The sequence below is a fragment of the Paenibacillus sp. A3M_27_13 genome, assembly GCF_024213315.1.
Lineage (GTDB): Bacteria > Bacillota > Bacilli > Paenibacillales > Paenibacillaceae > Paenibacillus > Paenibacillus polymyxa_B.
In genome coordinates this window covers 66,995-80,944 of the sequence record NZ_JANAVE010000010.1, presented here as the reverse complement: position 1 = coordinate 80,944, position 13,950 = coordinate 66,995, and the positions used below count along the sequence as shown (strand labels likewise).

At 42.2% G+C, this 13,950-nt stretch carries 16 protein-coding genes; 8 read left to right on the top strand and 8 right to left on the bottom strand.

Going from position 1 to position 13,950, the window contains the following annotated elements:
• Positions 1–10: 10 nt before the first annotated feature.
• Positions 11–442: a hypothetical protein gene (locus NLX82_RS24200; RefSeq protein WP_023988493.1), complete on the bottom strand. Its 432-nt coding sequence runs from the start codon at positions 440–442 to the stop codon at positions 11–13.
• 179 nt (positions 443–621) lie between these two features.
• On the opposite strand from NLX82_RS24200, the gene NLX82_RS24195 reads away from it, so the two are divergent.
• From NLX82_RS24195 to NLX82_RS24180, 4 genes are all read left to right on the top strand, one after another.
• Positions 622–1,071 carry an Imm63 family immunity protein gene (locus NLX82_RS24195; protein ID WP_028541366.1) on the top strand — a complete coding sequence of 150 codons (450 nt, stop codon included), beginning with the start codon at positions 622–624 and terminating at the stop codon, positions 1,069–1,071.
• 132 nt (positions 1,072–1,203) lie between these two features.
• A complete protein-coding gene (locus NLX82_RS24190; RefSeq protein ID WP_023988494.1) occupies positions 1,204–2,187 on the top strand; it encodes an ABC transporter substrate-binding protein in 984 nt (327 codons plus the stop codon).
• 33 nt (positions 2,188–2,220) lie between these two features.
• A complete protein-coding gene (locus tag NLX82_RS24185; protein WP_025721067.1) occupies positions 2,221–3,246 on the top strand; it encodes a FecCD family ABC transporter permease in 1,026 nt (341 codons plus the stop codon).
• Positions 3,243–4,250 carry a FecCD family ABC transporter permease gene (locus tag NLX82_RS24180; RefSeq protein WP_023988496.1) on the top strand — a complete coding sequence of 336 codons (1,008 nt, stop codon included), beginning with the start codon at positions 3,243–3,245 and terminating at the stop codon, positions 4,248–4,250. The genes NLX82_RS24185 and NLX82_RS24180 overlap by 4 nt, the downstream gene beginning before the upstream one ends.
• A gap of 61 nt (positions 4,251–4,311) precedes the next feature.
• On the opposite strand, the gene NLX82_RS24175 is transcribed toward NLX82_RS24180, so the two are convergent.
• The 3 genes from NLX82_RS24175 to NLX82_RS24165 form a co-directional block, all read right to left on the bottom strand.
• Complete coding sequence (locus tag NLX82_RS24175) at positions 4,312–4,746, bottom strand: VOC family protein (RefSeq protein ID WP_023988497.1); 435 nt, start codon at positions 4,744–4,746, stop codon at positions 4,312–4,314.
• A 216-nt stretch (positions 4,747–4,962) separates the two neighbouring features.
• Positions 4,963–6,375: a hypothetical protein gene (locus NLX82_RS24170; RefSeq protein ID WP_069080124.1), complete on the bottom strand. Its 1,413-nt coding sequence runs from the start codon at positions 6,373–6,375 to the stop codon at positions 4,963–4,965.
• A gap of 44 nt (positions 6,376–6,419) precedes the next feature.
• Positions 6,420–6,920, bottom strand: coding sequence for a histidine phosphatase family protein (locus NLX82_RS24165; protein ID WP_028541362.1), 501 nt, complete (start codon positions 6,918–6,920; stop codon positions 6,420–6,422).
• A gap of 218 nt (positions 6,921–7,138) precedes the next feature.
• Between NLX82_RS24165 and NLX82_RS24160 the strand changes: the two genes are divergently transcribed.
• A complete protein-coding gene (locus NLX82_RS24160; protein ID WP_023988500.1) occupies positions 7,139–7,336 on the top strand; it encodes a DUF3934 family protein in 198 nt (65 codons plus the stop codon).
• Between the two features lie 115 nt (positions 7,337–7,451).
• Positions 7,452–8,144: a pseudouridine synthase gene (locus tag NLX82_RS24155; RefSeq protein ID WP_023988501.1), complete on the top strand. Its 693-nt coding sequence runs from the start codon at positions 7,452–7,454 to the stop codon at positions 8,142–8,144.
• A 107-nt stretch (positions 8,145–8,251) separates the two neighbouring features.
• On the opposite strand, the gene NLX82_RS24150 is transcribed toward NLX82_RS24155, so the two are convergent.
• From NLX82_RS24150 to NLX82_RS24135, 4 genes are read right to left on the bottom strand one after another with little or no spacing between them, the layout of a single operon-like run.
• Positions 8,252–9,352, bottom strand: coding sequence for a GerAB/ArcD/ProY family transporter (locus NLX82_RS24150; RefSeq protein WP_023988502.1), 1,101 nt, complete (start codon positions 9,350–9,352; stop codon positions 8,252–8,254).
• Positions 9,353–9,364: 12 nt separating this feature from the next.
• The gene (locus NLX82_RS24145; RefSeq protein ID WP_023988503.1) at positions 9,365–9,592 is read right to left on the bottom strand and encodes a hypothetical protein; all 228 of its coding nucleotides are present in this window, start codon (positions 9,590–9,592) and stop codon (positions 9,365–9,367) included.
• A 6-nt stretch (positions 9,593–9,598) separates the two neighbouring features.
• Positions 9,599–10,807 (bottom strand): Ger(x)C family spore germination protein, encoded by a 1,209-nt coding sequence (locus NLX82_RS24140; protein WP_053325382.1) that lies wholly within the window; start codon positions 10,805–10,807, stop codon positions 9,599–9,601.
• 14 nt (positions 10,808–10,821) lie between these two features.
• Complete coding sequence (locus NLX82_RS24135) at positions 10,822–12,252, bottom strand: spore germination protein (protein ID WP_069080125.1); 1,431 nt, start codon at positions 12,250–12,252, stop codon at positions 10,822–10,824.
• Positions 12,253–12,561: 309 nt separating this feature from the next.
• Between NLX82_RS24135 and NLX82_RS24130 the strand changes: the two genes are divergently transcribed.
• Positions 12,562–13,137: a LysE family translocator gene (locus NLX82_RS24130; protein ID WP_023988506.1), complete on the top strand. Its 576-nt coding sequence runs from the start codon at positions 12,562–12,564 to the stop codon at positions 13,135–13,137.
• 24 nt (positions 13,138–13,161) lie between these two features.
• Positions 13,162–13,938: an AraC family transcriptional regulator gene (locus NLX82_RS24125; RefSeq protein ID WP_068938736.1), complete on the top strand. Its 777-nt coding sequence runs from the start codon at positions 13,162–13,164 to the stop codon at positions 13,936–13,938.
• The last annotated feature ends 12 nt before the right edge of the window (positions 13,939–13,950 follow it).

Here is a 13,950-nt window from a genome sequence, read left to right as displayed (position 1 = left end):
TAGCATTCTATTATTGTTTCTTAATCTTGTACGTAAATTCCCAAACGGCTTGATGACCTGAATAACGTCCACGGTTTTCAGTAACCGTCACTCCTAACTTAACGGTAGAACCTTTAGCAGAAACCGAGGAGACCTTTACATTCTTGGTGGCTTCGCCTTCATCAGGAATTTTGTCTTGTTCCTCAGCGTACGCATACAGCTTTATGCTACCATTCGATTTGACCTTCACCTTCACGCTGTTACCTTCACTAATGGATTGATCTGCCACCTGGGCAGCAATGGCCCATTCATTGCCTACGTGATCGTTGGATACCAAGGTTGCTTGTTGAAACGTAACGATATACGTTGATGTTGCCGAAGCTGCGAGTGCGTACGTTCCGTTGAATATTAAGGATACCACTACCAATAGAATAGCTGATGCTTTCGTCCATACTCTATTCATTCGCCTGTCTCCTTCAGTTGGATATATTGAGGAAATTCCCTCTATTCTAATTATCGTTTGCATCAAACAGAATTGTTAATGGTTGGTAAAAAAAGAATTTGACTTCTTATTGCATCACTTGTGATCTAACATGATTATGACTTGAATTTATTTAGTAGAGAAAGGGAAGGGAAAATCTGATGAAAAAAATATATAGCGAACAAGAACTCATAGATATGACTATTAAACAGCTTGAACAAACTTCAATATATGAAGACCAGTATGAGCAATATGTAAGACGACCTTTCCGTACGGATTTTTATGATGATCTGAGCCCGTATGTGCAAGTGGGCAAGCGGGGTTATACGCTCCAGATGTATGAAAGAGGCATACAGATGCTGAACAAGCTTACGAAAGAGGAAGAGGATGTGATTTATTGGATCATCGAAGATACAATTCACATCATTGCTCATCTAAATTTGCTTCGCAAATATAAAGTGGATAACATAAATACTCATTTAAAATATACCAAGGAAATCACGAAGGAGCTGACAACTGCAATGAACAAAGCATTTTATGAAATTGGAGGAATCTATCAGGAATGGCATGAAGCGAATAGAAGGGGAGCACTGGAGAACCCATTAAAGTAAAACAAAAAAATAAAGAAACAGTTGACAATCACTAATATAAAATTTACAATTTTATATTAGTGATAATGATTATCAATATCACTAATTTTAAGTATGTTTTGCACTTACTATATTTCAAAGGAGATTTACAACATGCACCGTATGATGAACAAGAAATTTCACATGATTTTATGTGCACTATTCGTAGTGATTTTTGTTATTTCAGGTTGTGGGAATGCTGGCAGTTCCTCTGATTCATCTGCTAAACCCGCGTCGCCCACGAAGGAAGAGGTAAGCAGTGATTCTGATACGCGTACAGTCTCTACGGTAAAAGGAGATGTGAAGGTGCCCGCTAATCCTCAACGGGTAGTCGTGAACTGGTATGTTGGCGATGTATTTACACTAGGGATTAAGCCGGCCGCAGTCATGGGGTGGAAACAAGAAACGATGCCTTTTTACGATAAGTTTAACGACATCCCCAATATCGAAAAGTGGGAAACTGAGGAAATTATGAAGTATGATCCTGATCTCATCATTACATATGATACAAAGGATTATGATAAGCTCTCTAAAATTGCGCCTGTTCTTGTGATACCTGAGGATAAAATGACCTCCCTAGAACGTTTGAAATTTCTTGGTCAGGCCACAGGACATGAAGCAGAAGCAGACAAAGTGATTTCACTGTTTGAAAGCAAGCTGAGTCAGGCCAAAGAAAAACTAAATTCCGACATATTCAAGGACAAAACGTTTAGCATTTTCGAGGACTGGGGCAGTGGCTCCTATGGAATTTATTATGAAACAGGCTCACGTGGAGGAACGTTGCTTTACAATTATCTTGGACTTCACAAACCGGAAAAGCTCAACACATTGGTTAAAAGCTCCGGAGAGCGTCGAGGTTCTTTATCCTACGAGGTAGCTGCTGAATACTTTGGAGATTATGTCCTTTGGTTTAAGCAGGAAGGCAAGGAATCCGAATATGCGAAGACAAAAATCTGGAGCAGTATTCCAGCCGTTAAAAACGGACATATCATCGAAATTCCAGCGAAATATGCAGGACTGTTCTATTATTCGGACGTTGCTAGTATGACGGGGCAGCTAGATTATATTATTAGCAAATTGCTGGAACAGACTAAGTAACGTTGCATAATTGACCAACTAAGGGTGTAATCGATGTCTACTCACAAAGAACCAAATAAAAAAGGAATATTTCATTTTATAGGCTATATGATCATGGGCGTGTTCCTGCTCCTGGTGGTTACCGCAGCATCTATTACCTTTGGTGCTGCGGAAATGAGCTTGAAGCTGGCGTGGGGGGCTATATTTCAGTTTGATCCCAACATTACGGAACATCAGATTATTCACACCTTGCGTTTTCCACGTACCGTGGCAGATATCATAGTAGGGTGCAGCTTGGCTGTGTGTGGGGCAATTATGCAGGGAACCACTCGTAATCCACTAGCGGATTCGGGACTCATTGGCATAAGTTCAGGCTCGACATTTGCTATTGCGTTATGTATGGCCTTTTTGCCTGGTCGTACTTACGGAGAAACTATGCTGTATTCTTGCCTAGGTGCAGCAATCACTACTGGCATCACGTATTACATCGCATCTATAGGCAAGCGAGGAATGACGCCTCAGCGACTGGTGTTAGCAGGAATGTCCATCTCCATGCTTTTTGGTGCGTTTAGTACGTTTATCGCTATTAAGTATGAGATTGGCCAAGCCCTTGATTACTGGTCTGCTGGTGGTACAGCCAGTGCCAAGTGGGGCGAATTAGCTTTCATTGCGCCACTGTTTGTAGTGGGTTTGGTCTGTGCCATCGCGCTTTCTCCCTCGATTACGATTTTGAGCTTCGGGGAGGATGTGGCATCAGGCTTGGGTATTCGTGCGAATAGGATTAAGCTGTTTTCAACCTTAATTGTATTAATTTTAACAGGGTTATCGGTTATTGTGGTCGGCCCTGTTGGCTTCGTTGGTTTGATCGTGCCACACATTATGCGCCATCTGGTCGGAACAGATTATCGGTATATTATCCCGGCCTCAGCTTTGTATGGAGCAGTCTTTCTGTTGGCGGCGGATTTACTCGGACGACTGATCAATCGCCCTCACGAAACACCCCTTGGCATTATTTTTGCCTTGGTGGGCGTACCCTATTTTCTCTACCTTGTGCGCAAGCAGAGGAGGGAGTTTAGTTGAAACTGTCCCGTAATACCAGGGGGATTAGCATTATTTTACTGTTAGTAGTGCTGACGCTGCTAGTGGCTGTACTCAGTATGAATGTTGGGAAAATGAACCTTTCTCCACTCGAAGTTTTCAAGGTCATCATTGGCGAAGGAACGAGCAAACAGAACCTGATCGTGTTTGACTTTCGACTGCCACGTATTGTGCTTTCTATATTGGTAGGTATTGGCATGGGGATATCAGGCTGTATTATGCAAAGCTTGCTCAAAAACGACATGGCTAGCCCGGGGACACTCGGCATCAGCTCAGGCTCAGGGTTATTTGTACTTATGTATATTACGTTGTTCGCTAGTGAAGGATTGCTATCGCCTATTCTTCTTCCAGGACTGGCTTTTGCAGGCGGCCTTACGGCAGCATTTTTGATTTTTATGTTTGCTTTCAGGCGGGGAAGAGACATCTCGCCTACAGGCTTAATTTTAACCGGTGTCGCTATGGGCAGTGGCTACAGCGCATTATCTCTGATGTTGACACTCCGGCTAGACAAGCAACAGTATGACTTTGCTCTGAGATGGCAGGCTGGAGACCTGTGGGGGGACGACTGGAGCTATATTATGGTGCTGCTCCCGTGGGTGCTTATCATTTGCTTTTACGTTTTTTACAGGTCGAACACACTCAATACGTTGAATTTGGGGAATCAGACAGCATCGGGGCTCGGCGTAGCAATTAAAAGGGAGTTTATCGGCTTGACGATTGCTGCCGTTGCGCTCGCTTCTGGTAGCGTGGCACTTGGCGGAAATTTCTTTTTTGTAGGCATGGTCAGTCCCCATCTAGCACGCAAGCTAGTAGGACCCAATCATAAGCTATTGCTACCTACGACGGCATTAGTTGGTGCACTCGTCATTTTGATTGCTGACACACTTACTCGGACGATTAGTTTTGGAGCTGATATTCCAACCGGAATTATTATCACCATACTGGTTACCCCTTATTTCCTTTACTTGCTGTCGAAAGCCAGTTAAATGCATAATGAAAAGACGCTAACCCATGTCCATGCAAAATATGGCTGGGTTAACGTCTTTTTTATTGTTCTTTGGGCGATTCTTCATTGTCATAACTCAATTGCCATTCAATTCCAAACTTATCTTTAAGGCTACCGTAGCATTTGCTCCAGAATGTTTCTTGAAGCTCCATGTTTACGGTCCCCCCTTCTTTTAACTTATGGAAGTACGATCGAATTTTCTCTTCGTCCTTATTGACGATGGCGAGGCTGATGTTGTTTCCGGCTACGAAAGGCATACCAGGAAAAACGTCTGAAAACATGACATTACTACCATCAATTTGAAGCCGCGTGTGCATGACCAAATTTTTGGCTTCTTCTGGTAGAGGATAATCGGGATTGGGTGGTGCTTCACCGAACGTCATGATATGTGGTTTCTCAGTCCCAAATGCCTCTGCGTAAAACTCCGCTGCTTCGCGACAGTTTCCATTAAAGTTAAGATAAACATCAACAGACATGTGTTTCACTCCTTTATGGCTGATTTTTTACTTGCAAATTCTCACCTATCATTATTAGCCTGTGCAGAAGCAAAAATACTAAGTGTTCATTGACTTTCTAACGTGTAGCCGTTAAGGGGGATGTTAGCGTCTTTTTAAGGGATTGGAATTAAAGTAACCCGCAAAAAGACTGCTTGCTCTTAAGCAAACTATTTTGCGGGTTATTATATGGCTTGTTTAGAGGGAAATCAGGTTTGGAGTGGCAGGGTGATAGAGCAGATGACGTGAAATATCGCCGGGATGCTGTACGAAAAGTGGTCCCCAAGCAGGATTGGTATCGTGCATCAGCTTTAACAGGGACAGCATCCGATTAAATATAACCTGCAGATCCGCTTCCCGGGAAAGTCCTTCAGTAACAGCAGCAGCTACCACATGCGCGGCGTAGAAGCCAGAGCGGTGCTCGTCGGTAAGAGAACCGGTGGTTTGCAGCAAGGTACGTAAAAGTGCGGCGACGCTCTCATCCTCGTTTCTCCAGTTTTGGATTTCATCCAGACTGTGATTTTCAAGGCTTGCAAGTTTAGTCTTCATAATGGCTTCAGCTACAATTCGTGCAGAACGTTTTGCTGTATTAGCGTCGATGGCTCTGCCGTTAAGCTTAATATTTGATAGATCCTTGTCGACTTCCGATTCAATGACTTCTGCCCATGCTCCAGCTTGGTCGAATTCCAAAAGTGCAGTGGTGTAGGCACCCAAATATCCCCGTAAAATATCTGCAGCATGTGGATCACGGGTAGGTCCTTCATTTCGAAGTTGAGCTCTTCCCGAAAAGGCGGCATTCATACCCCGGAAATAACCGATTAAGCCAATGGCAGCTGCTGGTCCCAGATTAAGAACACCCAATACATCCGAGGCGGTTTCATCGATGCGGGAAGCCCAGTAGTCCGGTAGTCCTTGTCCGATGTTTTCGCTGTTTAATCTGTTTCTAACGACATTGGCCAACTCTTGAATTAGACCCAGATCAGCATGCAAAATGTCATGACCACATACTTCATGAGGGATACTGGACCAAGCCAGCAGTCCATTTGTCGCATGCGCAGGAGGAAGACTGACAATCGCTGCTTGCACTTTAAATACTGCTGTGGCATCAGCGGGCCATGTGTACGGGCCATTTTCCGGCTCTCCCCATTTAACAAGTGCTGGAATAATACTGAGATCCGGTTCTTTTATTCCTTCACGATCTTCTGCGCTAAGAAAACCGTCATACAGGTCACTCACAATCTCCTGAAAAGCATCGGTCGCAAGTGCATTGTAGCCTTCTCCGTTTTGCAGAATGCTCTGAGCGATATCCAGCATGAGTCCGGCAGCTCTAGTTCTACTTGGGTCCTGAATCAAAATTTCAGTGAAGCCCTGTTGCCCAAGCTTGTCCAATTCCTTAATAAACGGAATCGCGACCGTTTCCTGATATATTTTCGGCAGTTTGGCTTTTGCCGCATGGAGTCTTCCCATCAATTGGTGATAATCCGTAGGGGCTGCCGGCCCCTGAAGATTGGAGAGAACCGCCTTTTTCACATTTTCGATACAAACAGACATGTTGGATACGTCGGGTTTGGTAACAGCGGTGATGCGATTTCTTTCGAGCATTCCTTGCATAATTAGATGACCTCCCAGTTTTTTTTGAATTAAACTACAACAGTTTACTCTGTACTCCACAAATGCTTCGCCTGACATTTTCCATCACTAAAAGTTAAAAGATAGAGATCCGGATTCGTGATTTCCTCCAGAATAAAATCTGGAGCATAATGATGCAGCAGGAGTGTTATGATCAAGCGATGGGTGACTAACAGAAAGGTGTGTCGACCGCTCTCCAGCAATTCTTCCGTTAAGGCAGTGACCCGGGTGTTAACCATTTTTTCAGACTCTTCAGCCGTAACTTCGGGCACCCCTCGTTCTCTAAGACGATCTTCAGGTGGATCAAGTTTGATGTTTAATCGTTCTTCAATGATTTCCGCTGTCTGCCAAGCTCGTTTATACGGACTGGAAATCAAACGGTCTACATGCAAGCCATCCATATGCAGTAGAAAATCCGCCAACTGCTTGGCTTGCTCGAAGCCCTCTGGAACTCTGAGCGGAGCATCCGGCTCATTACCAGTCCCAATACCGTGACGAACCACAAACAGGCTTACGTCATTATTCATCCTGTATCCTTCTTTTCTAGAGAAAATTAGCCATTTAAGTGGGGGAAAAGAAAGCTTTTTTCGCGGCCTACAATAACATGTGTGAGCTTTCACATGATTATGTGCTCCTTTATTTGGCACAGTTTATGCTTCAATTTTTTAAAACAAATGGGCATTATGATCAAAGTAATGGTATGATAGCTTAGTTAAATCTGAACGACTAGTAATGGAGTGATCATATGGGTGGAAAAAGCAAGGGCGGCGGGACCGGCAGAGGTACAGGTAGTAAGGGCTGGACACGCTGGAACAAAACTGCGAAGCCAGTAAGGACAAAAAGCGCTTCTACAAGCGCACCGGGAAGCAAAGCGGCAGGTGGTACAAAAGGCGGCACTGCCAAACCAACAAGGAATAAAAGCGGCGGCAGCAGTAGCAAATAAGCCGGGAAAGTATAAGTTGTCGTAAACGGCGAACATCTGATTAAGCAAGAACAATCAGGTGTTTTTTTAATTATTTTACTTATACTCGCATATTATAATCAGAAGCAGGTGAATCGTGAGAATTAACAAGTACATAAGTGAGACAGGATTTTGCTCACGTCGGGAAACCAATAGGTTGATTGCAGCAGGACGAATTACGATTAATGGAAATGTTTGTGAAGCGGGCGCAGAAGTAGAGCCACAGGATATCGTGCTGATTGATGGAAAAGCTATTCCGCTTAATTCCATTGAACCTGTATATTTGGCTCTGAATAAGCCTATAGGCATTGTTTGTACCGCAGCGGAGCAAGTGGCTGGCAATATTATTAGTTATGTCAATTATCCTTCACGTATCTTTGCCATTGGCAGGCTGGATAAAGCGTCAGAGGGACTCATTCTATTAACCAACGATGGAAGCATTGTCAATCAAATGATGCGTTCCGAGCATGGTCATGAGAAGGAATATATAGTGACTGTAGACAAACCTGTTACAAACGAGTTTACGCAGGCCATGTCTCGTGGCGTTGAAATATTGAACGTCATTACTAAACCGTGCAAGGTTGATCGTACGAGCGAATACGAGTTCCGCATTATTTTGACGCAGGGTCTGAACTTGCAAATTCGCAGAATGTGCAAGGCCTTGGGCTACAGGGTGCTAAAGTTGGAACGTATTCGAATTATGAATATTACCTTGGATCATCTGGAACGTGGGCAATGGAGACATCTGGAGAGGGAGGAACTGGAGTTACTTCTTGCTAAATTGCAATAATGATTACAACAAGAGCAAGTCCCCTAGCCCAATAGGCGTCTTCCATGTCATTTGGACGTGGTGGAGAGGCTGGAATTGGACAGTATGTTCATACGGTCAATGCAACTTTAGTGATACTTTTTACGGAATTTCAACGAGCCGCCTACCTTACCCACCAGCCATAGCACAATAGGAAACACGATACCGAAAATCATGGCGTAAAAAGGCCATACTGAAAAAAACTTGATTAAAAATTGCATATTTGGCCAAATAGAATGAACCATTGCCATTGCGATTAGGATCAGAGGAACTAAGAGAGAGTTAGCGCTTCGAAGACGAAAAGCATCTGCAAGCCCTTGCGCTGAAACATATAAAAGCAGTGCGAGTCGGAAAAAAATGGTAACAAACCAGAACACTGCAACGACAATTTCAAACCGTTGAAGAAACTCCCCGTTACTGATTGTTCGGCTAATAAAATAAGTAGGAAACGTCAAATTAGATACAACACCTTCACTCATCACGGCGATTATTTGTAGAACCATGAAAAAATACATGCCGCCGCTAATCAAAGCACATGTAATCACTGTCTTTCTCCACTTCTTTGGATCGGGAATGTACTGTGCAAAAAAAAGATACAGAATTGCTTCAAGGTAGGGAAAGGCAAACAAATTGAACGAAGCGAGAACGATAGGGTTCAAACCATACTCAAAAATAGGGAGCACATTATTTATGTTGGTCTCAGGAAGAAGGGTAATCCTGACCAAAAGATATAGAACCAGAAGGAAAAAAAACAGGATTTCCGCACAACGGCCAATTACAGCAGGGCCTGATCGAACGGCGAAATAAATGACTATAAGCATGATGAAATATATCGCGTCGGAGGGAGTTTCCGGCATAATATCTATTGTGATAAAGTCGCCTAGATTTCGAAGCGTCATGATGAACACAAGAAAGGGAAAGAAAAAAATGAAAACGATGCTAATCGTCCCGCCCAAGGGACCGAAGAGGCAACGGAGATGCTCTACGAAAGATTTCCCCTGTATTTGCCTAGCGATGGAGGCATATAAAGGTATCAATAACAGATGGAAACCTAAGGAGACTGGGATGGAGAGCCAGGCATCTTGTTTAGCGGCAGCAGTAATTGCCGCTGGGAGCACCAGATATGCGCTTCCTATTTGATATAATGTAAACCACATAATAGCTTGTCTAACGGTCAAGTTGGAATTCATTCCAATGCCCCCTTAAGATAACATTTCTATAAGTAACCGGCTTACTGGTTGGAATAGGATTCGAATGCCCGTCAGTGGAGTCGGCAGTTCAATGTTGGCGATCCGTAGGATAATCAATATAACGCCTATAGTCAACAATACCGAGCTGAATACAATTTCACGCACATATTGTTTCTTCTTGAATTTTTTAAACTCATACAGCGATGTTAAAATGGAACTTACGAGAATCACATAAAGCATATGTATTCACTCCTGATTGTGTAGTCCCATATCGATTGGACTGGTGATTTCTCCGAACCGGATCAAACGATAATTGAGCTGAATATCCACTTTAAGCGTTTGGAATTTTTGTGACCAATCCTCTTTCCATCTATGCCATTCACGCGGGAACTTGCGGTGAAAAGCTTCTCCAAACCCGAATATATCGGAACCGATGTGTTGTGCATTTCGAATGCCTTCCTTCAAAGACTGTTCCAGATGCTCTTTAGCTGATTTTTGAAGATCTCTAAATGTCTCTTCATTCTTAAGGTTGGCATTGCACGAGACCGTTCCGACATTGGATTCTGTATCCACAATAAGAGAAATGTGCGGCTCATGGTTTATTATTTCTGGACGCATTTTTACTTTGGAACGGATTACTTCAACAACAAATTTTCCATTGGAATACGGACAATCGATGGAAGCTACGGTGCTGGAAACACGGTTGGATATATAGGTAAAGGCTTTACTTTGTGAATCATCCATCCAATTGAGAAGTCGATCGCCCTTGAAAACACCAATTCCAGTGAAAAAATATTTAACATGTTGGGGCGACTTTGTCACATTATCAATAGTTAGGCCTTTTTCTAGGTTTGTCAGTCGAATACCGGTGAGGACTGGTTCAATGCCATCCTCCGTAAATTTCTGCAAAAGATCTTTTACATTGACCGCGGAAGTGGGAGCCCAGGCTTTTTCAGAAAGCCTTAATGCCTTATACATATCCATTGCAGGCAAGATCTCGGTTGGAGCTACAAAAGTAACGGCCTCCTTTGCCGAGTTTTCTCTGACAACCGCCAAATAGAAATCAGGCCGAACTTCATGATCACGGAATAGAAAGTCCAGCGGCTCCTTGATTCCTTTTTTTGCTGTTTTTTCATCGAAAATTACAAATTTTAAGTGGGACATATACAATTTTCGGGAGGATTCCGTTGTTAATTTTCGAATAGCTTCAAATATGGTATCGGCGCGTTTGGAAAAAACGATCGTTGGAGTCCGTTCCATGGGGGAATTCCGAGACATTTGCGATGGGTCAACCACTTGTAGACTGACTTCATATTGGTCATCCACTGCATCAATACCCATAGCCATCACGACGGAAATTGCGCTCAATTCCTTATTGTTCCAGCAACCCGTAAGAAACACCATTAGCCAGGTGCACATTAACAGTAACAAAATGGTGGATCGGTACGAGTTCATGATGGTCTACTCCTTTAGTTTTTGCGATGTTTTTTTTTAGTTCTATATGGAAAACGCAATATTGCGTCCTTCTGCTCCGACGATTTGTAATTGGCAAAGGGGCTCAAATACGGTACACCGAATGAATGAAGCCCATTCAGATGCACAAAGAGCATGAGGATACCAACAGTCAATCCGTACACACCAAACATAGCGGCTATTCCTATGAAAGCGAAACGTAATATACGGATAGGAATGGCAAAGGTGTACGAGGGAATGACAAAGCTCGAAATGGCAGTTATTGCAACAACAATGACCATAACAGCCGAAACGATGTTTGCTTCTACAGCTGCTTGGCCAATTACTATTGACCCGACAATAGAAACGGCTTGACCGACCGTCCGTGGCATACGAAGACCTGCCTCCCTCAGAATTTCAAAAACCACTTCCATGATCATCGCCTCAATAAATGCTGGAAACGGAACTCCTTCACGTTGCGCGGATAAGCTTAATAACAAAACTGTTGGAATCATATCCTGATGGAATGTCGTTAATGCGACATAAATGGAGGGAGCCAACATACAGATTGCCAGGCAGATATACCTTAATATTCGAATGATACTACTGTAAATAAAGGATTGATAATAATCTTCTGCGGATTGAAGGAAATCTACAAACACCGCAGGTGCAAGGATGGCGAAGGGAGATCCATCCACAAATATCGCAATTTTCCCCTCCATAATTCCTGCTGCAATAGAGTCTGGGCGATCAGAATTATAAAAGAGCGGAAATATCGTGAGTTGTTTATCTTCTTGGAGACATTCTTCCAAATATTCGCTTTCAAGCACACCTTCTACATGCATGTCCTTTAACCTGGATATCATGTCCTGCACCTTTTTTAGGTCAGCCACCTCATGTAAATACATGACCGATATATCGGTCTTGGTTTTTTCGCCAACTTTTATGGTAGTTAGACGTACTCTTGTATCCTTCACCCTTCGACGAACCATAGTCGTATTCGTACGTAAAGTTTCTGTAAACGACTCTTGCGGACCTCTGACCACAGGCTGCGTCTTCGAGTCCGTAATGCTGCGTTCTTCCCATCCAGGCAAAGAAATGACCAATCCTTCATCCGTATCGTTCAGTAGTAGGAGAAGACCACCTGAGAGGATCTGTTCCAAGGCATCTTCAAAGTTTTGAGTAAAGCTTGCTTCACCAATGTCCAAAATTGCGTTTTTCAATAACGGTAAAGTGATCTCGTCAGAGGAAACACGATCATGCAACGGACGGATCACGTTGTCCTGTACCTTTTGCATGTCAGTCATTCCATCCAAATAAAAAAGAGCGGCGTGTTTATGGCCAGTCGTGATCTCACGAACAATAAAATCCGAACTGTTTCCCATGAAGTCACAAATGAGATCGATATTCTGGCATAATTGTCTTGAAAATTTGGTATGTAACTTCATTTTCACCCTCCTCAGATACGTAGTATTAACAATAATCCGAAATAATACCACAATAATCCATGATTATGTTTGTTGTCGGTAAGGTTAAAAACATCTTTAACGGTAGAGGATTCGGGCTAAGTAATTTTTGAAGACAGCAACGGACAACAAGGAACTGACAATGCAACTCTTGGATAAGGGAAATTTTGATATAGCAAACAGCGTAGAAGAAGGGGGACTACGAAGGGTACAATACCTGCAATAATATACTATATGCCATTTATCTTAAGATGTATTATTTCATGAGAATACGTTAAAGGAGTTTTCCTCATGAATATTACATCTGTTTTAATTTACTGTTTTATTGCCACTTTTACACCAGGTCCAACTAATATCGTTATACTATCTACAGTCCATAATTTTGGGGCAAAAAAAGCAATGAAATATACGTATGGAGCAACTCTAGCTTTTGGTTTATTACTTGTTATTTCTGCTATTTTGAATACGATGCTTATAACGATCATACCGAAAATTTTAATTGTTATGCAGATAATCGGAAGCTGTTATATGTTCTATCTCGCCTATCAAGTTTACAAAATGGATACATCCAATCCAACCGTCAATCAATCAGCTACCTTTATGTCAGGCTTTCTTATGCAGTTTCTAAATCCAAAGGTAGTACTATTTACAATGACTGTAATTCCTAGTTTTATTATGCCCCACTATATCGCAATACCTGCGGTGACGATAAGTATTGTCGCTATAACGCTTATTGGTTTTTTAGCATTTGTGACATGGGTTCTTTTCGGTGCAATCTTCAAGGAGTTTTTACAGAAGCATAAAAAGACTGTTAATATAATGATGGCCTTGTTTTTAGCCTATGCGGCCATAATGATATGGATGTAGGTAAGCTTGTTAGGGGTGATTGAATTGGACAAATTTATCTATAAGAAATCAGCAGGTATTACTGCGCTATCAGCAAGTCTTTCTGAATTTAAGTATAAGAAGCACTCTCACATGGAGTATGCAATAGGCGTAACATTGCGTGGAATTCAAGAGTATACCTTGGATGGCAGCTTACAGTTATCCTATCAAAATGGTGTGATGCTTTTTAATCCAGAACAGGCGCATGACGGAATGGCACATAATAAGGTGGGGCTTGATTATGTCATGCTATATATTGAGCCACAATTGCTTTTAGAGATTATTGAGCACAAGGATATCGTACGGTTTTCAACGCCAATTGTGTATGACTATGGCCTTGAACAAAAAATATTAAGTCTTTCTAAGGCTATCTTAAGCGAAAAAGATGAGGCTTTGTGTAGCGAATTACTTTTATCCTTGACGGATAGCCTTTTTCAAACCAATCTTTCTACAGACAATAAGAAAGAGAACGTTTTAATTCGAATAGCGAAGGATATGATTCATACCAACTTAGAACATGTACTTAAACTTGACGAGATATGTAAAGAGCTTAATTTATCGAAATTTCAGTTTATCCGATTATTCAATGCTCATACTGGAATTTCACCATACCAATACTTTCTTAACTGCAAGATCGAACGTGCAAAGCAGTTAATAGAAAAAAATAGAGATATTTATTCAGCAGTAGCAGAATGTGGTTTTGTTGATTTAACCCATTTAAATAAACACTTTAAAAGTGTATATGGAACAACAGCATTTGAATATATGTCACATTTAAATTGAGGAGGAGGGTAT